This is a genomic window from Vreelandella sp. F11 (genome assembly GCF_042466685.1).
Taxonomy (GTDB): domain Bacteria; phylum Pseudomonadota; class Gammaproteobacteria; order Pseudomonadales; family Halomonadaceae; genus Vreelandella.
This window is the reverse complement of the sequence record NZ_CP170448.1, coordinates 884,616-911,194: the sequence shown is the minus strand read 5'-3', so window position 1 is coordinate 911,194 and position 26,579 is coordinate 884,616. Positions and strand designations below refer to the sequence as shown.

27 protein-coding genes and 1 pseudogene are annotated in these 26,579 nt (G+C 51.6%); 11 read left to right on the top strand and 17 right to left on the bottom strand.

Annotated features, from left to right (window positions below; genetic code table 11):
- Nucleotides 1-18 precede the first annotated feature (18 nt).
- From ggt to ACFIOZ_RS04140, 7 genes are all read right to left on the bottom strand, one after another.
- Nucleotides 19-1,617: a gamma-glutamyltransferase gene (ggt, locus tag ACFIOZ_RS04170; RefSeq protein WP_386082437.1), complete on the bottom strand. Its 1,599-nt coding sequence runs from the start codon at nt 1,615-1,617 to the stop codon at nt 19-21.
- A gap of 24 nt (nt 1,618-1,641) precedes the next feature.
- Nucleotides 1,642-2,922 (bottom strand): TRAP transporter large permease, encoded by a 1,281-nt coding sequence (locus tag ACFIOZ_RS04165; protein WP_386082436.1) that lies wholly within the window; start codon nt 2,920-2,922, stop codon nt 1,642-1,644.
- Between the two features lie 4 nt (nt 2,923-2,926).
- Nucleotides 2,927-3,430, bottom strand: a complete 504-nt coding sequence (locus ACFIOZ_RS04160; protein WP_386082435.1) for a TRAP transporter small permease — start codon at nt 3,428-3,430, stop codon at nt 2,927-2,929.
- Nucleotides 3,431-3,513: 83 nt separating this feature from the next.
- On the bottom strand, nt 3,514-4,524 hold the full coding sequence (locus ACFIOZ_RS04155; RefSeq protein ID WP_386082434.1) for a TRAP transporter substrate-binding protein: 1,011 nt from the start codon (nt 4,522-4,524) through the stop codon (nt 3,514-3,516).
- Between the two features lie 264 nt (nt 4,525-4,788).
- Nucleotides 4,789-5,370, bottom strand: a complete 582-nt coding sequence (locus tag ACFIOZ_RS04150; protein ID WP_386082433.1) for a DedA family protein — start codon at nt 5,368-5,370, stop codon at nt 4,789-4,791.
- A gap of 261 nt (nt 5,371-5,631) precedes the next feature.
- Complete coding sequence (locus ACFIOZ_RS04145) at nt 5,632-6,582, bottom strand: DUF808 domain-containing protein (RefSeq protein ID WP_386082432.1); 951 nt, start codon at nt 6,580-6,582, stop codon at nt 5,632-5,634.
- A gap of 193 nt (nt 6,583-6,775) precedes the next feature.
- On the bottom strand, nt 6,776-7,786 hold the full coding sequence (locus tag ACFIOZ_RS04140) for a hypothetical protein (protein ID WP_386082431.1): 1,011 nt from the start codon (nt 7,784-7,786) through the stop codon (nt 6,776-6,778).
- A 533-nt stretch (nt 7,787-8,319) separates the two neighbouring features.
- On the opposite strand from ACFIOZ_RS04140, the gene ACFIOZ_RS04135 reads away from it, so the two are divergent.
- The 3 genes from ACFIOZ_RS04135 to cml all read left to right on the top strand — a co-directional run bounded on the left by ACFIOZ_RS04135 (nt 8,320) and on the right by cml (nt 11,340).
- Complete coding sequence (locus tag ACFIOZ_RS04135) at nt 8,320-8,694, top strand: GFA family protein (RefSeq protein ID WP_386082430.1); 375 nt, start codon at nt 8,320-8,322, stop codon at nt 8,692-8,694.
- Between the two features lie 474 nt (nt 8,695-9,168).
- Nucleotides 9,169-9,645: a DUF805 domain-containing protein gene (locus ACFIOZ_RS04130; RefSeq protein ID WP_386082429.1), complete on the top strand. Its 477-nt coding sequence runs from the start codon at nt 9,169-9,171 to the stop codon at nt 9,643-9,645.
- A gap of 516 nt (nt 9,646-10,161) precedes the next feature.
- Nucleotides 10,162-11,340, top strand: coding sequence for a CmlA/FloR family chloramphenicol efflux MFS transporter (gene cml, locus ACFIOZ_RS04125; protein ID WP_386083989.1), 1,179 nt, complete (start codon nt 10,162-10,164; stop codon nt 11,338-11,340).
- Nucleotides 11,341-11,471: 131 nt separating this feature from the next.
- On the opposite strand, the gene ACFIOZ_RS04120 is transcribed toward cml, so the two are convergent.
- The 9 genes from ACFIOZ_RS04120 to ACFIOZ_RS04080 form a co-directional block, all read right to left on the bottom strand.
- Nucleotides 11,472-11,888, bottom strand: coding sequence for a type II toxin-antitoxin system VapC family toxin (locus ACFIOZ_RS04120; RefSeq protein WP_386082428.1), 417 nt, complete (start codon nt 11,886-11,888; stop codon nt 11,472-11,474).
- A complete protein-coding gene (locus tag ACFIOZ_RS04115; protein WP_280112863.1) occupies nt 11,885-12,139 on the bottom strand; it encodes a FitA-like ribbon-helix-helix domain-containing protein in 255 nt (84 codons plus the stop codon). The genes ACFIOZ_RS04120 and ACFIOZ_RS04115 overlap by 4 nt, the downstream gene beginning before the upstream one ends.
- A gap of 505 nt (nt 12,140-12,644) precedes the next feature.
- A complete protein-coding gene (locus ACFIOZ_RS04110; RefSeq protein WP_035563869.1) occupies nt 12,645-12,827 on the bottom strand; it encodes a hypothetical protein in 183 nt (60 codons plus the stop codon).
- Nucleotides 12,828-13,008: 181 nt separating this feature from the next.
- The gene (locus ACFIOZ_RS04105; protein WP_386082427.1) at nt 13,009-13,257 is read right to left on the bottom strand and encodes a hypothetical protein; all 249 of its coding nucleotides are present in this window, start codon (nt 13,255-13,257) and stop codon (nt 13,009-13,011) included.
- 14 nt (nt 13,258-13,271) lie between these two features.
- Complete coding sequence (locus ACFIOZ_RS04100) at nt 13,272-14,093, bottom strand: type IV toxin-antitoxin system AbiEi family antitoxin domain-containing protein (protein WP_386082426.1); 822 nt, start codon at nt 14,091-14,093, stop codon at nt 13,272-13,274.
- 371 nt (nt 14,094-14,464) lie between these two features.
- Nucleotides 14,465-14,683 (bottom strand): hypothetical protein, encoded by a 219-nt coding sequence (locus ACFIOZ_RS04095; RefSeq protein ID WP_386082425.1) that lies wholly within the window; start codon nt 14,681-14,683, stop codon nt 14,465-14,467.
- A gap of 34 nt (nt 14,684-14,717) precedes the next feature.
- Nucleotides 14,718-15,242, bottom strand: a complete 525-nt coding sequence (locus ACFIOZ_RS04090) for a helix-turn-helix transcriptional regulator (RefSeq protein WP_386082424.1) — start codon at nt 15,240-15,242, stop codon at nt 14,718-14,720.
- Nucleotides 15,243-15,245: 3 nt separating this feature from the next.
- A complete protein-coding gene (locus tag ACFIOZ_RS04085) occupies nt 15,246-15,515 on the bottom strand; it encodes a hypothetical protein (protein ID WP_386082423.1) in 270 nt (89 codons plus the stop codon).
- A gap of 292 nt (nt 15,516-15,807) precedes the next feature.
- Nucleotides 15,808-16,782 (bottom strand): LysR substrate-binding domain-containing protein, encoded by a 975-nt coding sequence (locus tag ACFIOZ_RS04080; protein WP_386082422.1) that lies wholly within the window; start codon nt 16,780-16,782, stop codon nt 15,808-15,810.
- 93 nt (nt 16,783-16,875) lie between these two features.
- On the opposite strand from ACFIOZ_RS04080, the gene ACFIOZ_RS04075 reads away from it, so the two are divergent.
- On the top strand, nt 16,876-17,796 hold the full coding sequence (locus ACFIOZ_RS04075) for a DMT family transporter (protein WP_386082421.1): 921 nt from the start codon (nt 16,876-16,878) through the stop codon (nt 17,794-17,796).
- Nucleotides 17,795-17,938: pseudogene (locus tag ACFIOZ_RS04070) on the top strand (IS30 family transposase); the annotation flags it as partial. The gene ACFIOZ_RS04075 and the pseudogene ACFIOZ_RS04070, both read left to right, overlap by 2 nt.
- Here the strand turns inward: ACFIOZ_RS04070 and ACFIOZ_RS04065 are convergent.
- Nucleotides 17,930-18,817, bottom strand: coding sequence for a LysR family transcriptional regulator (locus tag ACFIOZ_RS04065; RefSeq protein WP_386083987.1), 888 nt, complete (start codon nt 18,815-18,817; stop codon nt 17,930-17,932). The pseudogene ACFIOZ_RS04070 and the gene ACFIOZ_RS04065 overlap by 9 nt on opposite strands.
- 333 nt (nt 18,818-19,150) lie before the next feature.
- On the opposite strand from ACFIOZ_RS04065, the gene ACFIOZ_RS04060 reads away from it, so the two are divergent.
- The 6 genes from ACFIOZ_RS04060 to ACFIOZ_RS04035 all read left to right on the top strand — a co-directional run bounded on the left by ACFIOZ_RS04060 (nt 19,151) and on the right by ACFIOZ_RS04035 (nt 26,570).
- Nucleotides 19,151-20,134: an aldo/keto reductase gene (locus ACFIOZ_RS04060; RefSeq protein WP_386082420.1), complete on the top strand. Its 984-nt coding sequence runs from the start codon at nt 19,151-19,153 to the stop codon at nt 20,132-20,134.
- 97 nt (nt 20,135-20,231) lie between these two features.
- Nucleotides 20,232-21,896, top strand: coding sequence for a GH3 family domain-containing protein (locus ACFIOZ_RS04055; protein ID WP_386082419.1), 1,665 nt, complete (start codon nt 20,232-20,234; stop codon nt 21,894-21,896).
- Nucleotides 21,897-21,907: 11 nt separating this feature from the next.
- Entirely contained in the window at nt 21,908-22,780 is an 873-nt protein-coding gene (locus ACFIOZ_RS04050) for an alpha/beta fold hydrolase (RefSeq protein WP_386082418.1), read from the top strand.
- Nucleotides 22,758-23,897: an enolase C-terminal domain-like protein gene (locus ACFIOZ_RS04045; RefSeq protein WP_386082417.1), complete on the top strand. Its 1,140-nt coding sequence runs from the start codon at nt 22,758-22,760 to the stop codon at nt 23,895-23,897. The genes ACFIOZ_RS04050 and ACFIOZ_RS04045 overlap by 23 nt, the downstream gene beginning before the upstream one ends.
- Nucleotides 23,898-23,913: 16 nt before the next feature.
- Nucleotides 23,914-25,683, top strand: a complete 1,770-nt coding sequence (locus ACFIOZ_RS04040; protein WP_386082416.1) for a thiamine pyrophosphate-dependent enzyme — start codon at nt 23,914-23,916, stop codon at nt 25,681-25,683.
- Nucleotides 25,684-25,691: 8 nt separating this feature from the next.
- Nucleotides 25,692-26,570 carry a hypothetical protein gene (locus tag ACFIOZ_RS04035; protein ID WP_386082415.1) on the top strand — a complete coding sequence of 293 codons (879 nt, stop codon included), beginning with the start codon at nt 25,692-25,694 and terminating at the stop codon, nt 26,568-26,570.
- Nucleotides 26,571-26,579: the final 9 nt, after the last annotated feature.

The following is a 26,579-nucleotide window of genomic DNA, read 5'->3' as shown; positions in this document are numbered from 1 at the left end:
TCCTTGTTTCTCTTGAGGCTAGAGCCCTAACGCGATGCCATCGCTGCGAGGGTCATGGGCCGCATAAAAGCCTTTCGCCGGGTCGATGACGACCGCGCCCGGGTGGCCAGCCAAGGCACTCTGTGCGGGTAGCGGGCTCACCTGATGACCACGCCGGGTCAATTCAGCCAAAACGGCCTCTCCCGCATCCTGCTCCAGCTTTAACGTGTCACGACCATCGGAAAAGGTTCGCCCTAGTAGAAAGCGTGGCGCTTTAAGCGCACTGAGTGGATCCATGCCATAGTCTATCAAGCGCGTCAGCACGGCAGCGAGGGTTTGCGGCTGCCCATCAGCACCTTGGGTACCATAAAGTAAACGCGGTTTGCCATCGACACGATACATCCCCGGGTTAAGGGTATGGAAAGGGCGCTTTCCAGGGGCAAGCACATTCGGATGAGCAGGATCAAGACTGAAAGCGGCACCACGGTTATGCCACAAAATCCCCGTATCACCGACACTGACGCCACTACCCCAATCGTAATAAATAGTTTGTAGCATCGAGACGGCATTACCGAAACGATCAGCGGCCGCCAGATAAACCGTATCGCCATGCTGGTAAGTAAAGGGCCAATCCAATGCTTTCTCCGCCTCCACTTTTGCCGCTTCAGCATCAAGATGGGCAGGCGATAGCAACCGTTCACAAGGCACCGACGAGAAGTCAGGATCAGCCAGGTGGCTGTTACGATCCAGAAAAGCACGCTTAACCGCCTCCACCAGCAAGTGGTAATAATCAGCGCTGCCCTCCTCGATGTTAGAGAGATCGAAGCGCTCAAGAATGCCCATGATTTCCAGCGTGGTCATCCCTTGGGTGGGCGGTCGATGGGCCAACAGCTCGCCACCCCGGTAGGGCACCGATAGCGGCGTTTCTATACGTGCTCGGGTAGCCGCTAAATCAGAGGCTGTAAGTGGAGATCCAGCCGCTGCCAGCCCTGCGGCAATTTTTGCCCCCAACTGCCCTTCATAGAAATCCCGATAGCCGTGGGTCGCAATGGACTGCAGTGAAGCGGCCAGCTGTGGCTGGTATAGCTTTTCACCCTCATGGGGAACCTTCCCGCCTGACATAAAGAGCTCTCGTACGCCGGGCATCATGGCCAGGTCATCGCGACGAAAATCAAGCCAGAAGCGCTGCGATGGCGTCACCGGGAAGCCCTCTCGCGCTAGCTGTATCGCTGGCTCCAACAGCGCTGCCCAGCCCATTTGGCCGTCACAGCTCTGACGGGAAATCTTATGCGCCTGCCCCCAGGTATCGACCGTGGCCGCCGTGGTTAACATGGAACCAGGCCCCCGCGCGGGCAATTGACCCGACAGCTCCAACTTGGCCTGGGGCGCCTGGCCAATGCCTGACAGGGTTTGCACACCCCCCTTTGCATCCGCGATGATCATGAAGGCATCGCCGCCAAGGCCGGTAAAGTGCGGATACGTCACTGACAAGCAGGCCCCCATGGTGATCGCCGCTTCGACCGCGTTGCCCCCTTCACGAAGTACCTTAAGACCCGCCTCTGTTGCCAGCGTATGGGGACTGGTCACCACTCCCTCATGGGAATGCGCCAACGCTGATGAAGTTGTGCTAATAGACATTGCTACCCTCCTTATTCGGGCTGTTTAGCCGCCATACACCATATTGGGTAGCCACATACTGATCGCAGGAATATAGGTCAGCAGTATCAAGGCAAATAGAGCAATGCCAATAAAGGGCAAGGCACCACGTACCGCCTGGACGTAATCGACACCGCTGATAGTGCCTGCCACAAACAGGTTGAGACCAAAGGGCGGCGTAAACATGCCAATCGCCCCGTTCACTGTCAGCACTGCCCCCAGATGGACAGGGTCAATACCCACGCGGATGCCCACCGTGTAAAACAGGGGAGCAAGAATCACCATGATGGAGGAAGCATCGAGGAACATGCCGGCAATCAGTACCGTCACATTGATCAGCAGGAAGATATGGTACGGATTGTCGGATAACGACAGGATAGCGTTGGCCAACATCGCCGCTAGCCCATTACTGGAAAGAAACCACGCCAGCACTGACGCAGCAGCGAGAATAATCATTACCTGAGCCGTTGTGGTCGCCGCTTCAATCATGCTTTGAAATAACTCTGCAAAGCTCTTCTCACGATAAATCAGGGCTGAGACCAACAAAGCATAAATCACTGATACAGCGGCGGCTTCAGTGGGCGTAAAGATACCCAGGTAAATCCCGCCCAAAACGACAAGGGGTACCCCTAACCCCCACGAAGCATCTTTGAATCCCAGCAGCACTTCACCCCAGCTTGGCGGCTTCATGGGAGTGACACCGTCTTTCTTGGCGCGGTACCAACAGTAAGGCAACAAGCAGGCGGCGTATAACAAACCGGCTCCCACTCCCGCCATGAACAATGCCCCCACGGACACCCCCGTGACCGCCGCGTAGACGATCATCACAACCGAAGGCGGAATGATGATGCCCAATGAACCGGCAGACACCAGCACGCCAATCGAAAATTGACCCGAATACCCCTCCTTGCGCATGGCCGGATAGAGCAATGAGCCCACCGACACCACCGTGGCCGGGCTCGATCCGGAAATAGCACCAAAAAACATACTCGCGGATACCGCCGTCATCCCCATGCCACCGGTAAAACGCCCCACCAACAAGTTGGCCAAGCGGATGATTCGCTGCGATAAACCACCCGCACTCATCAAACTACCGGTGAGAATAAAAAAGGGGATCGCCATCAATGGAAACTTATCCAACCCTGCAAACAAGCGCTCGGCCACGATGGCCAAAGGAATATGGCTAAAGCTACCCATCGCCACCGTGACGGAGCCCGCCAAGGCGATAAAGATGGGCGTCCCCACTAACATCAACACAGCCAATAACACCAGGAATGTAATAACCATGCTTTTATCCAACTTGATCAAGGTGGGCAGTGGCTTGCTCTCTACCCAGCAATGTCCGGAAGAAATGCTGGGTAAATCGAATGCCCATTAAAAGAGCCCCCACTGGAATGGCCAACTGAACGATCCACATGGGCGCTTGTAGAGCAGAACTCACCTGACCAAACCGATGGGTTTGCTCCGTTAACTGGAAACCGTAAAACACCAGGAAGAGGCAAAAAGCGATAGAAACCACATGAACGAGCAACGCTATCCATTTCGCCAACAGCGGAGGACTAAACCTGCGCAGAATATCGATGCCAATATGGATGCCTTGCCGCGCAGCCACGCTCGCGCCAAGCAGCACCATCCATACGATTTGGTAACGAACCAACTCCTCCGCCCACGAAAAGCCATCGTTGAACACGTAGCGGGCAATGACATTGGCGAAAAGAATCAAGGAGGCCGATAAAATCAGCAGGCCAATCGAAACCTCCTCGGCACGCGATATTAGGCGATCAAGTTTGCGCATAGCGTTCTCCACCAGCGATGTAAACAAGGGGGAAGAAAGGGCCAAAGGGAAAACCGATCAGCCCTTTAATAGTTGACGCGCGACTATTGGTTATCCGCGATAGCTTGTTGAAACTCCGCTATTAGATCTGCGCCAATGTCACTGGCAAACTCATCGTGTACCGGCGCCGTGGCTTCTCTGAAAGCACTCAGTTGGGCATCATCCAAGGTGCTGACGTTCGTGCCACTGGCTTCGATAGTGGCAATGTAATCCGCTTCACGCCGTGAGGTTTCTTCACGCTGGAAGGCCGTGGTTTCACGGGCCACCTCCGTCAATAGCGCTTGATTTTCAGGGCTTAGGCTATCGAACCAGCGCTGGCTGAAGAGGAAGGCATAGGCCAGATACGCATGGTTGCTGATGATCACGTCGGACTGCACTTCATAAAATTTCATCTGCGTAATCGATACCAGCGGATTTTCCTGGCAGTCGACGATGCGTTGTTGCAGGGCGTTATAGGTTTCGCCGAAGGAGATCGGTACGGGGTTCGCGCCCATCGCTTTAAACTGCTCCATGATGATCGGGCTTTGCATCACGCGTACCTTTTGGCCAGCGAAGTCTTCTGGGCCATTAACGGGTTGGTCACAGGTAAATTGCTTAAAACCACTTTCCCAAAAAGTAACCCCCTTCAGGCCCACCTGCTCTACCGTTGCCAATAGATCATCACCGGCCTGCCCATCGAGAACGGTGTGGGCGACATCAGGAGAAGGGAACAAGAAAGGCAGGTCGACGATCTGCATGGCGGGAACGAAGCCCGATAGCTTGGCGGTCGGAATAATGGCGGCTTCCACAGCCCCCATCTGCAACTGCTGGGTGACCTCGACATCATCACCGAGAGTGTTATTGGGGAAAATTTCGACTGAAACCTCACCGCCGCTACGCTCAGCCACAATGTCCCTGAAGCGCTCAGCCGCCAGGTGTTGCGCACTATCTTCAGGCAAATCATGGTGAAACTTGATATTAATATCGGCGCTTGCCATACCAGTATGTGCCAAAGCGCCCAATGCAAAACTACAAGCGAGAGCCTTCAGCTTCATATTCTTAAATTGCTTTTTCATGGTGTGATCCTTGCCATTGCGCCCATTCAGAAAACACTCTTCATGGAGCGAATTAAGTAACTGTTTACTTACTTAATTCACTAAGCAATTACCATGCCATGTCAAAAAATCAGTAATTCTGCCGCTTACAGAGCGTCTCTAGGCATCAATTCGCACCAAATTTGTGCCAAAAGACTCAATATGGTGCGAATTGATCTAGTGCCATTACAGCGACGGACAGCGACTGGTAAGAACGTGCAGGCATACCCTGGGACTCTTCGTCGCTCAATCATCCGTACTCAATCGCTGACCTCGCCTCTTCTTAGCAGCGATCACGGCCAATATCGCGACGCAGATGCCAACTGCAACGCTAACAAGCGCAAAATGAGGAAGGTTGCTGAGTCGTGCAAAAAGCGCCTCTATCGTCTTCCCGAAAACGTAACCCAGCGTGACCCATACCGTCGCCCAGACCAACGCCGAAACGGCATTGAGCAAGATGAATCGCGGCCAAGGAAAGTCGGTCGTGCCGATGGTGACCGCGCTGGCAATGCGCAGGCCATAGATGAATCGAAATGAGAACACGAAAACATTCGGGTGAGCGTTGAACGTCGTCAGTACATGCCCTCCCGCTACGCTATTATGGATCGAACGGACGTAAGTGCTGTTGCGCCACCAATGACCGAGCAGGAAGAACACTTGATCCGCGAGGAAGGAGCCCAAAGCGAGAGAGCCTACAGCGGACCAAAAGCCAACCAGATGCTGATGCGCGATAATACCGCCAAGCATCGCGATGGCTTCGCCCTCCAGGCTTGCACCCAAGAACAGGCCGAAGCTTCCATAATCTGCCACGAGATGTTCAAACGTCATCGGCGTTCATCCATAAAGTTGCGCTCTGCATAAAGCAGCTCAGAGTGTGGGCGCTACAGTGACCTGCCACTCATTTACTGGTCAGCACTAACCAACGTCAACGCTTATATAAGTAGTTCGACGTCGGTTTCGCCATCACTCTGCCATGTTGACCACGATCGAGCACAGCCAGCTTTCAGACAGAGCCGGGTGACTCTCCAGGCCTGTTGATTCGCTACCGGCAGGCATTTAGATGCCTGAGGCTCCCTTCGCTGTTCGCACCTACTCGACATGCGCCTCTTTAGAAGGAACGAGGTGCACCACCCCCACCACCACAGAGCCTACCAAAAAGCCAATCACCGCAGAGCACAGCGTATTGAAGCTCCAACCCAGTGTGCCGCCCAAGGCACCGGTTGCCTCGCTAATGCCATGCTCGATATGGTGTACCCACTCATAGGGCGCGTTGAACCAACCCGTGCCATCGGCACCCAGATTGGCCATCAGGATATGCCCACCCACCCAGAGCATGGCGACGGTTCCTACGACTGAGATGGTCGCTAGCACCTTAGGCATGGCGGTCACCAGACCACGGCCCAGTGTCTGCATGCCCGAACTCTCCCGCTGGGCGAGCTTCAGGCCGATATCATCCATCCTGACCAACAGCGCCACTACGCCATACACCAGAAGTGTGATGACAAACGCGACCACCACCAGGCTCACCATCTGCGACCAGAACCCTTGATGGGAAACGGTTGAAAGCGCAATCACCATGATTTCAGCGGAAAGAATCAGGTCGGTACGAATGGCGCCACTCACGATCTGTTTCTCGGCCTCCGGCCCCTTCTCTACCGCTGGCTTATCGTCGTCATGCTGACCAGAGAGCTTGTGCCAGACCTTCTCAGCGCCCTCAAAGGCCAGGTAGGTGCCGCCCACCATCAGGATGATCGGCAATAGCGCGGGCAAAAAGTGATTCAGCAGCAGCGCCACCGGCAGGATAAAAATCAGCTTGTTGCGGATCGAGCCCAGCGCGATCTTCTTCACAATCGCCAGTTCCCGCTCAGCGGTTACCCCCTGCAAATATTGCGGCGTCACCGCCGTATCATCCACCACCACCCCGGCCGCCTTCGCCGTTGCACGCCCAGCGGCGGCACTCACATCGTCCAGTGATGCTGCGGACAACTTCGCCAATGCGGCAATGTCATCCAGCAATCCTATCAAGCCGCCTATGGCCATGGGTGCTTCCTCCGTGAATAACAGGTGCAGATAGTAGAGCACAAAGCGGCTGGGTAAGAGCACCAATAAGAGTAAGTATCGGGCACGACAGCCCAAAGCAGCCCTGCTGGCTCTTGCTAACAGCTATTTTCTGATAATAAGCGACCATGCCCGCGTATTTGTTAAGCTGGATATGGTCGCTTAGTGGGGAACGTCAGGTAGCGATCTGCGCTGAAGTAGCAGTTGCCTGCCCCGATGGCTCCACCATTGCCGCTTCTGCCGAGGAGAGCTGTTTAGAAGGCTTGGTTAGCAAATAAATCTGAGCGCCAACGCTGATAGGCAACAGGCTGAGACCGACTGTTTTGGCCAGTAGAAACAGCCACTTATTATCATAGAACCCGTTTACTGCCAGCCAGACCGTACCGCCTCCGATGACGACTGTCAGGGCTATACCCCAGCAGAAAATTACCGCCGTAGCATCGGTAAAACTGTTTAATCGCTTGGCGATTAGCGCGAGGATCCAGATACCTCCCACCAATGCCAGTAGCAGTAGGAACAAGCCACCGGTCTGCAACGTTGAATCGGCTGCCCCGTAGTAATCCATCACTGATAGGTTGTTGAGGCGCCAAACCATAATGCCGCTAATGGCAACGCCCACCACGCCGATTACCAAATGGACAAACAGGTAGCGACGCAAGAAGGCCAGGCAGTTCAGCTGTTTTTCCGTAGGCATGTCCGGCCGCTGACGCAAAAGTGCATGTGACGGTTCGACGTCGCGAAGAGAGCGCAACGTGAAACCCATGAACAGTGCCACGACGCCTATTATGGCCAGCAACACCATCGATAGCAGTGGGTAGCCAAGCCCCTCCTCCATACTGTTCGATGCCGCCCAATTGCTCATTGAGGATAAAGCCCCTAATGAATAAGTGCCGATCCCTGCGAGGCTACCCCCAACCCGGCCGAAGGCGTTAATACCTACAATGATGTGCAGCACGATCAATGCGAGATCCAATGAGAAGTGCGGCGTAAAATAGTGAATCCAAAAAAAAGCTTCAGGATAGTAGCTTGATGTCATGTCCCATAAGAGACGGTCTTGGCTCACAAGAAGCGCCCCCCCTAATTGGACGCTCAATAACAGGTAGGCAGCCAGCCAGTAGCGGTGCCGATCCATGCGCGGCTCGCTCTTTGAGCGGAACCAGTAAAGTTCTTTCAAGATGTGAAACATATCATTCCCTTGGTATTACAGTAACATTCGAGGTAGGCGTACAGATGCTGGACAACAAGCAGGATACTGACCAGCAGTTGTTGAAGCGTGTTTATAAAATCATTCAAACTTTGAACACCTCCAATACGCCCTAGCCAATTATACTTTGCTTCCACTCATCTTTGTAGTCTAGGCGATTCCGATCCGTTGTTTTGCCGATTTTCCAGACAAAACCTGATGGTTCAAAAATTAATCTTTAACCCAATAGCTCGCCGAAAACCTCTTTGGTATCATCAAATTTTGTGTACTTATAGTTCACAAAGTAGCTATTTTTAAAGAGTCGCCGTAAAGCGAGTTACCCGCTTAACCGCCGTTAAGACCAACGCCTGCTTGTAACCGAGATACGACCGAATTCCGGGCTTAGAGGGCTCATTCGCTTCCTGCAACAGCTCGATTTATTTCAGTTTGCTGGCATCAAATACGAGCGAGACGGCAGCAAGACAACACAGGAAGTGCCACCTACTTTGAATGTATGAATCTTCTGGAGATTGGCAATGGAACAACTAACAGGTAGCTGTCTCTGCGGTAAGATCCGAATCGTGGCCAATGGCGAGCCGTTGCGGGTAGGTATTTGCCACTGTATGGATTGTCGTAAGCATCATGGGGCGCTTTTCTACGCGGCGGCGGATTACCCCAAGCAAGCTGTCATTATCGAAGGCGAACCCAACAGTTATCAGGGGCGCTACTTCTGCCCGACCTGCGGTTCGTCGGTTTTTTCGGTAAGCGAGGAAGAAATCGAAATACACCTGGGCGCCCTTGATTCACCCAATCAACTGAAACCGACGTATGAGCTTTGGAATATTCGCCGCGAGCATTGGTTACCGCCCTTCCCTGACGTAGAGCGATATGACCGGGATCGGGAAGATTGAGCAGTTCAAGGGCTTCCGCTCAGGTCAGAAGGCAAGCGATCAGCGCTTATCTTCAATACGCAGCTTTTCGCCTTCCTGGATCCCTACTTTGCGCTCTTGCTGAGCCCAGTTTTGCAAATTTTCTGCCAACATGCCGTTATCCTCCACCAAACTGTTTGACTTATTGATAGCGGAGGCTGTACGAAACCTAACGGTGGCTTTTCAGAGTAGAAGAATCCATTAACTGGGCACTGTATCAGCGCACTAGGGCTAACGCTGTATGCATTATTGCGGGAGGGCCAGCTAGCCATTATCAGCATCGTGATTATGTCGATGTACCCACTGATTCCCCTCGTGTTTGGATCACTAGTGCGCAGGGCAAGGGTTAGCGGCAACGTTATGAGGGGGATAGTGTTTTCAATTATGGCGATGGTGATGATAGTGGCGGGCGGCAGTTAAAGCGTTTACAATAAATTAAAACTAACATGGAAGTTTATGAGCCAACCTGCACACTCATCAGATTCAAACCATAGCAAAGCTAAAAAGCCAGGGCTTAGCTTGGATATTTTGAATAGCCGCGGCCGATTAGGGAGGTTGCGCTTTTTAAAATATTCGCTGCTTATCTTTATCATATGGGCGGCAATAGGTGCTGCCAGCAATGTTTTATGGACTCTTTACTATCCTGAGTGGCATGACGCACTGAGTCTATTTATGATTTTTGTATTAATTATGCTCTCAGTGATGGGAATTATCTTTTGTACACGCAGATTAAATGATTTCAATGCAACAGGATGGTGGATGTTGATTTTCTTCGTTCCCATCGCAACACCTATAATGCTACTACTAATGTTATTATTACCAGGCACTCAAGGTGAGAATCGTTTCGGCCCCGCACCTCCTAAAAATAGCAAATGCGTATATGTGTCATTACTAGTGATGCTGTCTTTACTCTTTTTAACAGCAACTCTATAACGCATAAGTCACCATCGCCCTTGGGCACTCATTGCTTTTTTCTGGGCGAGAGATCCAATACGGAAGTATGGTCAGGCTGCTGGCAACCGCAGCACCCAGCGTCAGTGCATTGAGGCTTACACTGTATGTGCAATCGCAGGAAGGCCAACTGGTTATTATCCGCATTGTGACTCCTAGTGTGGCGACGGTGCTGATTGCGGTGGTGAGTGGTAAATAGTAAATAGCTTCTTACTGGCGAGATATGGCGGCTTCCACCAAGAGCAGCTGTCGGTGGCTATACTCTCTAAACTATTGCTATAGGCTTGCACACGCCCCTCTTCCTGATAGGCTATTAAAGCTATTAGGCCAATGACTGAAGCACAGACTCATGGGTTCAAAAAAGTCAGGCGATTAAGCCGCAGCAACACTCCTTTCCCGTTGTTGCGGCAGCCTGCTTAAACCAATTCCGTAAAGGTAGGCCGCCGCCAAATAATCTTATTTGCGCGGAGATTCATCGTGCCTACTAGAAAATCTCGACTGTGGACTTACAGCCTGCCGGTAGCGCTGGCATTACTGGCTCCCTTTAATATTCTCGCGTCGCTCGGCATGGATATTTACCTGCCGATAGTGCCTGCGATGCCGCAAATTCTCGGAACGACACCCGAGGTAGTGCAGCTAACGCTTACCCTCTACATGATTATGCTGGGTGTAGGTCAGATTATCTTTGGGCCACTTTCAGACCGTTTTGGTCGGCGCCCGATATTGATGGGTGGGGTAGTGGTATTCGCTGCAACTTCATTGGCACTCGCGATGACTACTTCAGCCTGGCTTTTCGTTTTACTACGACTAGTACAAGCTGCGGGTGCAGCCGCGATGTTGGTGGCCGTTTTCGCAACGGTGCGCGACGTTTATGCGGATACACCCGAAAGCGCGGTTATCTATAGCCTAATGAACGCGATGTTGGCTTGCGTGCCCGCACTAGGCCCCATTGCAGGAGCCTTAATTGCGAGATATTTCGGCTGGGAAGCCATATTCCTTGCACTGTGTATCTCAGCACTCATAGCACTGCCATTCGTATTACCGAAATGGCACGAGACCAAGAGAACCAGAACACAAGCTAGTGGAGCAAGCTTTGGTATCGTACTCAGGAGCCCTTACTTCTGGATCTATACGCTGGCTTTCGGCACCGCAATGGGCTCATTCTTTGTGTTCTTCTCTACCGCCCCGCGGGTACTCATTGAAGGGGCTGGCTTCTCTGAACTAGGTTTCAGCTATGCCTTCGCTACGGTAGCGATCGTGATGATTGCAACAACACGCTTCGCCAAGCGCTTTGTGGCTCGCTGGGGGATCCCCGGCTGCGTTACTCGTGGCATGCTACTACTACTTTTAAGCGCGAGTTTGCTTGGGCTGGGCGAAATCTTCCTGACGCCCAGTTTCTGGTCTTTCATTCTACCAATGTGGCTAGTTGCGACCGGAATTGTGTTAACAACCTCCGTTACCGCCAATGGTGCACTTCACGAATTTAACGAGATGGCAGGCACTGCCGTTGCCCTGCACTTCTGCGTTCAAAGTCTTATCGTCGGTGTGATAGGCACGGGTGCTGTGATAGCGCTAAATGGTAGTACCGCTTGGCCTCTTATCGCTTATACAGGCGGCATGGCGGCAATGACGTTGGCTGCGCTTGTAGGATTAACGCGGTATAAACAGCAGAGGTAGTTCGTTCTTTTTCAGTGGCGATCAAGCCTTAAATGGCAAAGATCGCCACTACAAGGTGCCATCCACTGTTCACCCAAGCAGCACCGAATAACGCGTGCTGCGCCCACCGCCGGGTAGCTTGTAAAGAACAGCTAGACCTCCCAAGGGTTAACTACGCCCACATTAGCCGCCTGAAATGGCGCCATGTCGCGTGATGCGACTTGATAGCCCTGGGATACGGCAATCGCTGCAATATAGCCGTCCGGCACGGGAAAACCACGCCCAGCGGTTCGAGCCGTTACGGCCAGTTCGGCATACTTGCTAGCGGCGTCAGCGTCAAAAGGCAAAATTCGCCCTCTGAACAGCGCCATAAGGCCATCCAATGCCTCGCTGAGCATCTCCTTGCGCTTGCCATTAGGCAGCGCTGCAATGCCAAACATCAACTCAGCCAGTGTGACAGTAGTCAGATACAGGGTTTCGGCCGACTGCTCATTAAGCCAAGCTCTGACGGCCGGATCAGAATCAGGTTTCATCGCCTCAGAAATAACATTGGTATCGAGAACGATCATTCAAACCTCATCGGCTCAGCAGGTGTCTGATCGCGAACCTGTTCCAAGGCAGCAACGTCTTCATTGGTCAACCCGGCTTTACGGCTCAAATTCGCCAAGGCATCGCCCATTTTGAAGCGGTTTGCTGGACGTGTGGCTTCTTCCAGAATGGCACGCACTTCAGCTTCAGCGCTGCGATGATTTTTCTTGGCGCGCGCTTTCAGTGCGTTGTGTACTTCGTCAGGAATGCTTCTGATCGTCATCATGCCCATAGCTCGACCTCCTATCGCATTTAGTAAGCGCGGCGGCGCCCTGGCTGCATTCAAAATATCATATCGAATGCATAAAGCAAGCATATGGACGATGCTTGCATCAAAGAGCTAGTTCGCTGAGAAGATCGTAGTAGACCAACCTTTTGCAAGGGTCATGATGGTGCTATCCCAGCACTACACGAGCCGATTGCACCGATGATTAAGATCATATTGTGAGCCGATTAAAATTTATATTCGGCTCATGGGCTAGTAAAGGGGGTTCTTATAATAGGGCTCAGCCACGTAAAACATCTAAATTGAGCGCATCGGTAGTTGCTGCAAATACAAGTGGCACTACCGCTCCGCGCCAAAACAGCTATTCACTACTGAATATGAACCATTGCATCAGGTTCTTTTATGGCATGGAGAATGTCTGCCATTCTCAGCAGCCAAATACAGAAAGGGCGGTCACTTGGACTACCCTTTCGTTTTATGTGGGAAGCGGAAATACGTAAATGAAAGCAAGTCAGCGCTGACCTTCAGTGCGCAGCTTAGCCACTTCATCTAACGCCAAGCCTGTCGCTTCAGCAATCTGCTCATCACTCAGCACCCCCAGCTTGAGCAGATTACGGGCCGTTTTCTCAATGCCAAGCTTTTCGCCTTCCTGGCGTTCTTGCTGTGCCCAGTTTTCCAAATTTTCTGCCAACATGTCTTTATCCTCCACCAAACTGTTGAGCTGATTGAGGTCGACCTCAGCCCCTAGCCGCTGCAAGTGGCGTTTAAGCCAGCGGGTAATACTTTTGCAATACCAGATACTGACCTCTAAGTGAAGTGGATCAGCGACTGAGAGCGCTGTACTAATACTATTAAAATAAAGACTCTCAATGTGATTACTTAGGCCAAAGCCGCGACAACGCTTGTTCTAATTGAAGCCTATCTGCCCGACGCTTATCCCCTGAACGGCGAGCCAAATTCTGCAACTTGCGTTTAACGCCGGGCAGTTCGTGGGCCTGGGGCAGGCCAATCAGATCAAAGTCCGGCTGCTCATCTTCAACAGAAAGCAGAAATTCTCGCGAAGGCTCATCTATCCACTCAGCAAGACGTACCAACTGGGAGAATATCGACCAGCAGCTGTACACGGTCGGTGTAGCGTTTATCCCAAGTGCTCATCCAAGTCCCTCGGTAACGTGATCTGATAAATCGGATGCAAACATCCACCGGGCACCAGAACGCGCTTACCACTGCCGAGTTCTACCTCATCCAACGATAGGTGGCGTAACCACGCATGCTGATAACGATCCGCCAGGGCAAGAAACAGTCGCTTGGCTTTGATGCTGTTGCAATGGCGTAGCAATGCCGTCACGCGCCTTGGGCTCAGTGTGGCCAAGCTCTGCATAAGCGTATCAGCTTCGTAAACCAGCGCTGCGCTAGGGGAGCCATCACACAATTCCAATATCGCACGCTCAGGTGTAGAACAAACGATGCTTCCCACCCCAGAAAGCACCTCTTGCCGCTTAAGGCCCTGCTCAAGCAACTGATTTTTCTGCATATCAGCAGTGAAATCAGGTACCGGCCAGTCAAACGGGGGCTTGCCGCAGAACTCAAATCGATCAGACATATCCAACTGGCTAAGCCAACCAGGCGGCCGAGTAAACCCGTAAAGCGTTACCGTGGCAGCTTCGCCGAGCCGCAGGTAGTGTTCATGCCCTTGCATTGCCAACGCGAAGCGCCCACCGACGTATAACGCCAAGCCCTCACGCTCTTGCAGGCTTCGTAATACACCCTGCCACTGCAACCGCCCGCCCTTTCTCAGGTAGACGCCACGTGCCGGAGACACCAGCCAACCGCTAGTGACATAGCGCGCCACAAGGCTTCTCGAATAGCCATGCGCCTGCAACCAGCGGCTGGAGACTAAATCTGAGTCTCCCAGGCTAGCTAACAAGCGGTTTAATTTTGATACTTTTTGCTCACTCATAGTGAACATAATACGGCTTTCAAAAACTCTGTCCAGAGAATGCGAGGTTTACCTAAAAGGTTTTTTGATCACTATGGGTGAGCCTTCTGGCTATATCCTGAACCCGCCCTCAAGCGTTGCTTACCCACTGGGTTAAGTGGCTACCGTTTAGGCCAAAAGGAAATCAGGTTGCCACTAGCTTGTTTTGCTAAGCGCGCACTGCTGATTCACGTCAAACAGCTATTCACTACTGAATATGAACCATTGCATCAAGTTCTTTCATAGCATGGGGAATGTCTTCCATCCTCAGCAGCCAAATACAGAAAGGGCAGTCACTTGGACTGCCCTTTCGTTTTATGTGTGAAGCGGGAATACGTAAATGAAAGCAAGGATCAGCGCTGACCTTCAGTGTGCAACTTAGCCACTTCACCTAGCGCCAAGCCTGTCGCTTCAGAAATCTGCTCATCACTCAGCACCCCCAGCTTAAGCAGATTACGGGCTGTTTTCTCAACACCCAGCTTCTCACCTTTCTCGATGCCCAGCTTTTCGCCTTCCTGAATGCCTACTTGGCGCTCTTGCTGAGCCCAGTTTTCCAAATTTTCTGCCAACATGTCTTTATCCTCCAACAAACTATTGAACTGTTGGCTACGCGGTCAGCAACTCCATTTCCTCGCGGCTACGAACCGGATGGCGGATCGCCTCTTTGGCTATATTCACTTCTAATGCTACTTTCGCAATATCCAGCACGCCAACATCAATTTGGTAACCCCCTCGGGTCATCAACCAGTCAAGCACCTCCGCCAGGTGCCAGATGGAGGCACTGCCTTCGTGAACCGGCACAGGAAACGTCGCTCGGTGGGTGAGCATCAGCTTTCGCATTGCCTGTCGCGAAACGCCCACAACGTCTGCTACATCCGTCAGGCCAACAAGATCCGGCGAAGCCTCGATCAGCCGCGCGGAAGGGATCGCTTTTTTTACGTCAACCAGGGCAGTGTGAACCGCTTCCTCGGCGCTGCCCGCTTCACGAGAGAATTCCAGCGCCAAGCGGCCCGGCTGCCCCACGCCCACTAGAGCATCATCGCAACCGGCAGCACCCAAACGCTCCACTAGCGCATCTAGGTCAGAGTCACTATCAGCCAGTTGGTATTTCAGCGTAAAAACATATTCCATTCTTCAATCCTCCGGCTCCGCTTCGTCTCGACGCTTGTGGGTCGAGCACTTGTCCACCACTCTCCGAATTGCCCAGGCGTGGCTGCCGGGATTTTTCGGTGTACTCCACACGCTCGCGATACAAAACTCACCGCAGCGGCATTCATCATCATTATAGGGACAGTAAATCTTGCCCCAGGCGTGACTACCGCCGACTTCAACTCGCCAGCCCTCCGCTTCCGCATGTTTGAGGGCAGTTTCGATCTCTTTTTTCGGATGTGCTGTACGAGTCATTATTTGCCTCTGAGTATGAAGCCCCCTTCAATGGTTGTCAATTGACAACCATTGCAGCAGCAATTCATATGCTTGCCGACGTTCATCTAAATAGATAGACCCAAGTGTCTCTTTTAATTCCCTAATTAAAATTTAAGAAAGAATATCAGTAGGTGCAACACTTAACCTGACGCAGGGGACTTTCATGGCATGGGGATGCCTGCCATCCTCAGCAGCCAAATACAGAAAGGGCAGTCATTTGGACTGCCCTTTCGTTTGATGTATGAAGTGGGAATATGTAAATAAAAGCAGGTCAGCGCTTACCTTCAGTGTGCAGCTTAGCCACTTCATCTAGCGCCAAGCCTGTCGCTTTAGCAATCTGCCCATCACCCAACACCTCACGCAGCCAACCCAATAACGCTTCGCTGCCTACGCGTTGAGGTGCGCCCTGGCGTGTGTATAGGGCGATGGCATCGTGCTGGGGCAAGCTCTCTGCCACCGGGCGGATCAGTTCGCCATTTTCAATTAAGCGTTGCGTCGTGCGCCGCCACCCCAGTGCAATACCGTGCCCCGCGACAGCCGCTTGCAGTAGCAGTGGATAACTATCGAAAACAGCACTCTCCGCTGATGAGAGTTCAAAGTGCCCCATGGCCCGAAACCAGTCATCCCACTCCAGCCAATCCGGCGGTTCAGCGTGGTGGTGCAGCAATCGATGATTAAGTAACGCATCGAGACTCAGCGGCGTGGAGACAACGTTCAGGTAAGCTGGGCTGCAGACCGGAAATATCTCGTCCTCGGCGGTAAACACCAATCGATAGCTGCCGCTGGGTCGTCCGTTGGTTTGCAGCGCGACGTCGAAGTTGTCACTAAATTCGGTAATCGGCCGTGTCGACGTCGCCAGTTGTATCTCAATGTCAGGATAGCGACGATTAAAGTCAGCCAGCTGTGGCATCAGCCAATAGAACGCTTCGCATAACTGGCAGAACAACACGACGCGCTTATCATCCGGGTCGCCGCGCAGCGCCTGAGCCCCCGTGGCGACGCTTTCCAGCGCCTGGGAGACCGTACGGCCAAACTCACGCCCCTCGCGGGTAAGAAACACACTGCGATTACGGCGCTCGAAAAGCATCACGCCAAGGTCTTCCTCCAGCGCACGGATCTGTCGACTGATAGCCGCCTGGGTCAGGTGGAGTTCATCGGCCGCGCGCGAAAAGCTTTCCAGCCTGGCAGCAGCCTCAAAGGGTCGTAGCGTCGCCAGTGGTGGAAGATACTTGATGAAGTTATCCATAATCTGAGCTCATGCATTGTGACGCAGAAGTTGTTTGAAGTACTGCTAGAGGCAGCGGCATTCTAGAGCGGAATTCAACTCTGGAACGCTGCAATGAAGGCCACCGCTGAACCACAAGATAATATCCTACAGGGCATAAGCCTTATCGTGGGGGCTGTGTTTCTGCTGGCGTTGACCGACGCCCTGGTTAAGTATCTGAGTGCCAGTATGTCGCTATGGCAACTCTATGTCATCGCGTCATCACTATCGCTGCCGATACTGTTAGTGTTGATCATTGGCCATTCAGGCCCCCGCCCAAAGGTAAGATCTCTGCGCTGGGTGGCGATTAGAAGCCTGCTTCTGTTGCTGATGTGGATAGCCTACTACGCAGCACTACCGCTGATTCCCCTTTCGGTGGCGGCGGTCGCCATTTACACCACGCCGCTGTTTATTGCCGTGCTGGCTGCTTTTGGGGCGGGCGAGCATCTTTCACTCCAGGCCTGGCTGGGCATACTCTGCGGATTCCTGGGCGTGGTGGTGGTGTTGCGCCCTGGAGGCGACACCTTCACACCTGCCACACTGCTACCCGTGCTTGCCGCCCTCTTTTATGCGCTAGCCATGCTGGTCACTCGCCACCACTGCCAAAGAGAACACCCCTTACTTCTCACCCTGGGATTAAATCTAGCCTTCCTGGCAGCAGGCACTCTCTTCAGCTTGCTGGTGGCAATCAACAGCACGGCAACACTTGCCGAACGCGCACCGTTCCTGTTCGCCGGATGGCAACCGCTAGACGCCACAGCGTTATTGATCGTGGGCGCCTACGCCCTACTGCTGATCATTGTGAATACCGGGGTGGCAAGGGCCTATCAAATTGCCCCTTCGGCGTTGATCGGCACCTTTGATTACGCCTACCTCATCTTTGCCAGCCTTTGGGGCTACCTGCTATTCAGCGAGGTGCCCGATGCCATGACTTGGGTGGGTATGGGCATGATCTTAATCGCGGGGGTGATGGTGTTACGGCAACGGCGGGGCTAATCTCGCTAAAATGAACGATGCCACCGCTATATCAGCGGTACCAGGCTTCAATGCTGCCTTGAACCGGATACCGTCGACTGCTCGAAAAAGCATGACCTATGGCCAAGGCCGCGAAATGGCGCAGCATGCAAAATCAACTAAATTCCTCAACAACAAAACTAATAAATGCTTTCAACTTAGAAGGCATATAACAGTTTTTTCTATATACCAAACTCATCGGCCGATGCGGAATCTTATAATCTGGCAACAGCATAACTAATCGACCTTCTGCCAAGTAAGAACTTACCATAACTTCTGGAAGTAAGGCGATGCCTTGTCCGCTTAAAACCATAACACAAACACCTTGAGCGTCATTCAGTTGCATTCGTGCCGGAACAGATACTTTTTTGAACTCGGCATCGGCATTTATGAATTCCCAGGTATTCTGTAGCGCGTTCCATGCGGTCTTATGATCGTCAAAATGCGTCGCGATACAGTCATGTCCCAGTAAATCCTGAAGTGTAGCAGGCTCTCCTTTCCTAGCCACGTACTCGGGTGAAGCACACAAAACCAGCGTGTAGGGTCTAAGGGGCCGTGCTACAAGGGAGGAATCCGAAAGCGAACCTAGACGCACAGCAGCATCGAAGCGACTATCAGAAAAATCCACTAATGAATCGTTTATCGAAACATCAACTCTTATCTTCGGATGTGCTTGATAAAATTTCTCAAGTGCCGGTAGGAACCCAAATATGCCAAACGAGCGAGGCATGGAAATATTGAGAACTCCTTCTGGGTTTTCAATGATATGGGAAGCCACTTCCTCACTTTCACGCAACAGATCAAAGACACTATGGCATGTCTTGTAATAATAGGCCCCGAAATCCGTAATGGATATCTTTCGTGTGGTTCGGACAAGCAGAGCCGCACCTAATTCATGTTCCATAAATTTCAGATAGTTGCTAACCATCGCGACGGAAAGATCAAGTTTCTGAGCAGCTTTGGTAAGGCTGTTACTGTCGACCACCTGAACAAAAACCTGCATCGCTTTTAATTTATCCATAACAAGCAACCACTCTTTTTAGTCATGCTAAAAGGTGTTTTTAATTATATTGCCTTTATTTAATTTAGCAATAGAACAACTATAGAAACCAGCTCAGGAGGTAAGTCTGATGAAGGTCATCTACGAGAATTGGGAAGGCATAGAAAGAGAAAGAAATATAAAAGTGGAATATCTCCACTTCGGTAGCACCGAACACCATTCCACGCCTCAGTGGCTCTTAAGGTGTACGGATCTAGATACAAAAGAGGTGCATGATTTCTCATTGATTAAAGTTAAGAAAATAAATGTAGATCAACTCAATTTCAGGAGTGAACGATGAAACATATAAAACTCGGCTCACAAGGTCTAATGGTTTCCAGGCTTGGTCTCGGCTGTATGGGCATGAGTCAATGGTATGGCAAGCCCAATGATGTTGAGTCGTCCAAAACACTGCGCAAAGCCATCGACCTCGGGGTGAATTTCTTCGATAGCGCGGAAGCCTATGGCCCGTTCACCAATGAAGTCCTTATCGGCAAGGCGCTCAAAGGTATTCGCGAAAAAGCGGTGATCGCGACGAAGTTCGGATTTGACCTGCAAGGGGGCAAAATAGTCGGTGTCAACAGCCGCCCCGAACATATCGTCGATGTAGTGAACGCCAGCCTGAAGCGCCTGGACACCGATTACATTGACATTCTATATCAGCATCGTCTTGATCCGGACATCCCTATCGAAGAGGTGGTCGGCGTAATGGGTGACCTAGTTCACACAGGTAAAGTGAAATACCTTGGCCTGTGCGAGGTGGGGGTCAACACTATAGAACGAGCCCATCGCGTTCACCCTCTGTCAGTGGTGCAAAGCGAATATTCTTTGTGGGAGCGCAACATCGAACTGGATGTGCTCCTGGTTCTCAGGAAACTCGGTATCGGCCTCGTGTCTTTCTGTCCCCTGGGGCGTGGGTTCCTCACCGGTACCGTAGAGCGCGCGGAACACTACCCTGCATCGGATTTCCGCGCTCAGGATCCGCGTCTTCAAGGTGCAAACTACGACAACAATGTATCAATTGCAAAAGAGATCAGAACCCTCGCCGAACTTCAGGGCATGACGCCCGCTCAACTCGCCATCGCATGGATCTTGGCTCAGGGCGAAGATATCGTCCCCATCCCTGGCACGAAACGACGCAAATACTTCGAGGAAAACTGCGAGGCCAGTCACTACTCGCTGTCACCCGAGGTGATGAACGCTCTTGAGCAGATTACGAGAGAGCTCCCTGCTTCAGGGCCACGCTACAACGAAAGAATGATGGCCTTCGTTGACCGGTAGTTGGCTTCCCAAGATATCAGTCTCAGAGCCGTCTACTGCGTAGATACGATTTCCCGTTAGTTCAATAAACCCGTCATTAGAGAAGAAGGAAATTTCCATGTCTCGTAAAGATCGTTCTCTCGATTGGTATGAACGCAAAGATGAATTCTTAGAAGAGTGCGTGGCGGCTTATGATAAATACCTGGGCGCACTTCAAAATCCGAAGCAAGTACAGCGAAATGTACTGCAAGACATCATAGATATTAGCCGTAACTCTCTACATTGGAGAGAACAATCCTATACCGAGTATGTTAACGATGAAGATTCATTTCGTAACATCCTACCCATCATGAGATATGAAGACTTCACACCTTTAATTGAGCGAGAAGCTCAATGTAAAGGCGGCGTACTCACCTGTAGTCCAGTCATGCGCTGGCTAAAAACCAGCGGGACGACCGGCTTACCTAAGAAGATCCCTTACACCCTACATTGGCTTCAGGCCTATCGAATACCGGCCATGAAAGTTCTGTGGGCAACCTATATTCGAAATTATCCCGAAATCATGGATCACCCCTATGCCGTGCTAGACACCCAAACGGTCAGGGAGAACGTACAGGAGCATCTACAAGGAGTGTATTACCAGGCGATCAGTAACCGCCACCCAAGAATCGGCACTGAAGATTGGTTCCCCCCATGGTATGAAGAACCATGGTTTGTTCCGGAGATGCCGATTGCCCATGATCAGAAAATGTATCTCCGCATCCGACACTTCGTGGGTAAACGGCTGCATTGCATTTCAGCAATCAATCCCAGCACGCTCATCTCGATCAAAGACTATTTTTCAAAGTTCCGCAGTACCTTGATCGAAGACATTCATAACGGCACCTTAAAAGGTGAGCCCTTTGACGCCCCAAACGAGCCGCTGGCAGAAACACTGGATTCGATACTAGCGCGTCCTGACTTTACGCTGGTCGACATATGGCCGGAACTGAAGTTTGTCAGTTGCTGGTTGACCGCCTCGGCGAGTTTATATAAAGGCAAGCTGGATTCCATTTTCCCCGGCGTCAAGAAGCTTCCCTTTATGAGTTGCGGCTCGGAGGGGGTGACCACCATTCCGGTCGACGATACTGCGTATAGCCAACCGCTCGCCATTACCCAAGCCTACTTTGAGTTTGTTCCCTCCGACGTGCCGTTGCGGGAAATCGTAGAGCGTCGTGAGTATGTAAAAACATTGCTGTTCGACGAGCTAAAAGAGGGAAACGACTACCATCTCATAATGAGCCAAGGTAATGGCTTCTACCGCCTCTGGACCGGCGATATTTACCGAGTCGATAAAATCGTTAATGGCATTCCTTGGATACATTTCATTCGACGAGACGGCGTCTTCCACTCCTTTACGGGAGAAAAGCTGACCGAAACACAAATATCCGAAGCTATTAAAAGAACGTTCCAAATTCACAAGATGGAGATGGGGCTATTCATGTGTGGGCCAAATTGGGGAGAGCCTCCCCATTATACCTTCATGGTCGAAGTAACATCCGGCGACACACACAACTCCTCGGTGCTGGCCACAACGCTGGATAGCCAATTAAAAGTTGAAAACATCGAATACGCTGCAAAACGTGAATCGAACAGGCTCGCCCCTATCGAGGTAATCACAGTGGAATCGGATGCGATAACTCGCTATGTCGAGAGCAAGCGAGCCAGTGCGAACGCCAACCAGTACAAGTATAAGCCTTTCCAGCAAGACCTTGATTTTCTCTCTGCCGTAATAACTCGTTAATGGGGCCAGACATGAACATCTTAAATACCAGACATTTAGAACGTTGTATTGAATACCTCTCCATGGAGAGTTGTAATCTTGCGCTCCACTCATGGACGCCAGAAGCGCCGAAGGCCGCTGTCTTCTATTTTCATGGGTTACAAAGCCATGCAGGTTGGCTTTGGGAAGCAGGTTGCCAGTTCGCGGAAAACGATGTGGCGTTCTATGTTCTCGATCGCCGGGGGTGCGGGCTCAGTGATGGCTCCCGAGGCGAACTACCGCCTGTCGAACTGATGCTGGAAGACTATCGCACGGCCATCCGGGTTGTCAGGGCAAAGATCGGTGATTCCATACCGCTCGGGTTGTTTGGACATTGCTTGGGCGGCTCTTTTCTTGCCGCCCTTCTGGCAGACCCAGAGTTCAACACTGATTTTGAGTCTCTGGTTTTCTGCTCGTCTTGGCTGGGGAAAATTCACCACACCCTGCCACCACGAAAAATCCAGGCGATGCTGCGCGAACAGTCGAACGAGTACTGGGATGCAGGCCTGAAACCAGAGGACTTTTCCGATCAACGCCGCTACGTGGATTTCATCAGTAATGACAAGCTTGCAACCCGAAAGATCAAGGCCTCATCACGTGCTCGCCTAGTCGAAATGGAAATGATGTACCTGTACCAAAAAGAGCTCTGTCGGAACACGCCAAGTATCTTCATTAGCGGTTATGAAGACCCTGTCGTCAATCTGGAAAGTGCGAAAAAACAGTACCTATCTCTATTCGATTACTTGGGAGAGACGCTGGAACTTTCGACAAACAAGCATTACTTGCTTTACACGAACGTCTGCCAACGCCTGATTAATTGGGTCTCGGCCTATGTGTCTTCCAATGGCCACAGTACACATGTGTAAGTTAACCGCCTACACAGTCGATATGCCGATGGCTAGGAGTTTTGGCCATTCAGCTAAGAAAAGAACTCGAGCCGAGTCGCTGATCCTCACGTTTGAAAACGAGGAGGTCAGAGCTAACGGGGAATGCGCTCCCAGGAACTACGTCACGGGCGAGACACTGGATTCGGTCGACTCCGAGCTGGCACAGCTAAATTGGAAACGCTACCACTCTGGTCTTGAATCTTCAGACCCTGCCGGTGTGTTGCAGGAAGTGCTTGAATGCGGCGTGAACCAACTGCTGGATTTCATACCGCAGAACAATACTAACTGCGCGCTTGAGTTATTGGCAATTGATGTGCTTTGCAAACGATTGCAGACGTCGGTACTAGCATACTTAACAGAATCCGAACGGGAGGAAACAACTAGACCGTTTTCTCAGGTCAAGGATTCCTCCCTGCCATTAGAAGAATTCATGGCAAGTCATGGACCGTTTCATCTCGTGAAGGTAAAAGCGACCTCACGCTTTTCCGATGACTTAGAAACTCTGGACAGATTGCGTTCAATAATAGGTTTAGATACGGAGATTATATTCGACGTCAATATGGGCTGGACGTTCGACCAAGCGGTCATTCGCTGTAAAGCATTGCGTGATCGACAAGTAAATATTATTGAAGAACCTCTGCTTCCACACAGTTTTTCAGCACTCGCCAAGCTCCAGCGCAGTACGGGCATCAAGGTAATGCTCGATGAATCACTGTGCAACCAGGAAGACGCCATAGAAGCGGTAAAACATGAAAGTTGCACGTATTTCAACTTACGCGTTGCCAAACTCGGCGGCATCACCCCAGCACTGAAATTGGCACGCTTCGCCGACGCAGTTGGCATCGGATATCAGGTAGGTGTGCAAGTTGCCGAATGTGCAACGCTGATCGATGCAGGCAGAACATTGAGTTTCTTGCTTCCCAAAGCTTTTACAACGGAAGCGGGACAATCCGATCTGTTTTTCCCCACCCCAGTCGCACGGCCTTCATCTAGAGTCAACCGCGTAAAAAATGTCATAACCGCTCCCGTCGATATCGGTTTTGGCACCGTAACGACAGCTGCTATTAAGCAATTCGAAACAACTCGCTTTATTTAAGCGAAGGGAGTCTCCTGTGAATAACTTTCCGGACACCACCTATTTTTCGGACTATATCGTCAAGTTCTTGAGTGCGAACGGTTTTGACAAAGTCGTTTTCAATCCAGGCGCCTCTTTCCGTGGAATTCACGATTCGCTCGTCTTTGAGGCTAACAAAGGATTTGCCCCCGAGATTGTGATGGCTTGCCACGAGGAAATAGCGGTGGCTATTGCCCACGGCTACTACAAGGCCTCTGGCAAGCACATGGCCATACTCATTCATGCGAATGTCGGACTCCTGCACGCGTCAATGGCTATCTTCAATGCCTGGTGCGACCGAGTGCCTTTGTTCATGATCGCGGGGAATGGGCCCATCGACGCCGCCAAGCGCCGACCATGGATCGACTGGATTCATACCTCAACGCACCTACCCGCCGCAGTTAACGAGTTCGTCAAATGGAGCGATCAGCCAACCAGTCAATCAGCTACTGTCATGTCACTTAACAAGGCAAGAAAGCTCATGGAAGCGGGCGTCCACGCCCCAACCCTGGTCGCAGTCGACTTCGACGTTCAGGAGCAACCGCTGCAAGACAATCTTTTGGCAGCCATGCCTGTGCCTGAAATCCCGCCTCAGTTACCCGGCCTGGGTGACACCGCGGTTCGCACCATTGCACAGAAGATGATAAAGGCCAAGGCGCCCCTAATCGTCGTGGATTTCTCAGGTCGGAATCCCTCTACCATAATGCCATTGGTCGCCGTTGCAGAGCTCGTTCAAGCAGTGATCTTTGATCGGGGTAACAGATTCAATTTCCCGAGTCGCCATCTACGCAACGGTACCCAGTACGATAGGAATAACTTCGTTCTCGCTGATTTAGTCATCGCCCTAGAGGTTCAGGATCTGGAAGGAGCCTTGCTGGATATCTTCCCAGACCAGCAACTGAGCGACCTCACGACCAAGGTAGAGATTGCAACTATAGATTGCAACGACCTGCTCAGCAGCAAATGGGCAACCGATTATCAACGTCCCGTTCCGAACTGCACAGCGTACATCGGTGACACCTGTGCATCTCTCGAATCGTTGCTCAGCGAACTAACCGCCCTAGATGCACAACTCAAAACACCAGCTCACAGGTCTGAGAAAATATTCAGTGAAGATCGGCTTATCCAGGCACAACGCGCGTCAAAAGCGAGTATCCAGAAGCAGCTTGATGAGCATCGTACATACGCGGTGCCCCACGTTTCCATCGCCGTTCAGGAAGTGTGGGTTGGCCTGAAAGACACTCCATGGGTCTTGACGAACAGCGGAAGCATCACGGTGGATGGCTGGGTAAAAAAGCTCTGGGACCTCGAAAGGCCTAACTGCTACCTGGGCCTTAACGGTGGGGGTGGGCTCGGTTATGGACTAGGGGCTTCAACTGGAGCTGCACTCGCACTCAAAGATCAGGATTACTTGTGTGTCGATCTGCAGTCTGATGGTGATTTCCTCTATACCCCGAGCGGACTGTGGACACTATCCGCTTACAATGTCCCGCTTCTGATTGTCGTAATGAACAATCAACTGTATTTCAACTCCACCCAACACGCTATCCGTGTGGCAAGTGGCCGCAACCGGGATATCGACAAAGCTCATATTGCGACCAGTTTCTTTCAAAACCCTGTCGACTTCGTCCAGCTCGCCCAATCCTTTAATGTCAAAGCCTATCCCACCGTAAAGAACGCAGCGGACATCGCGGCCACAGTGGTCGAGGCGGTGACATATATCCGTCAACACGGGAAACCGGCAGTAGTAGAGCTACTCATTCAATAGGCATGCCGATGAATACGTTTTTTGAATTCACCTACCGCAACCAACATTACATTTCGTTTTCTCACAGCCGCAATGGAGAATTATTGGCCTATCACTATGTACCCGGCGAACTTCAGAAACTCTTGCTGAGGTCCAATTATAATTTTTCACTATTCAAGCAACTGGTTATTGAATCGACGCCAGAACAAGGCTTCTCAGCCACCACATCCAAAGAACGCGTTTTACTACCGCCTCTGCTACTACCGGAGAAGTCAGGGGTCATTGTTAGCGGTTTCGGACTGACAAACAAAAAAAAGGTTTTGTCCTCCGGCAATACAGCTAACCCTACACCTGCTTGGTTCTACAAGGGCCCCGGGCATGTGCTGAAAACAGACGGGGAGCCGTTCAACATTGAGCACGGTGTTACTGCGATCTGTGAGGAAGCCGAAATTGTATTGATCTATATGATCGATACTCAGGGCAAGCCGCACTATATCGGGTTCACCGTCGGTAACGATATTACCGACATTGGCGCTATCAAGGCGTCACCCACCGCATTTTCCTATGCCAAGTTAAAGGAGTGCTCTGTCAGCGAGCGGATTTTTCTCCATCCACCGCCCTTTGTTCTAACGGGAACCTGCAACGTGTTCCGAAACCATCAGGTTGCATTCAGCAGCACCTTTGAAACCGGAATCGACCAGCTTTATTACAAGCAGGAGCAACTGATCGATATGTTGTTCAGGTCACCCGCACTCCGACAAACAGGATTGATGCATTACATCTTCTTGGGCGCGGACCAGAACAGTTTCGACCAAGGGCATTCACTCATTGACGGCGACACGATTTCGCTTCGATTCAATGAACTGGACTTGTCACTCTCCAACCGACTCGTATTGCAAGGGGCGTAACCGCTTTTC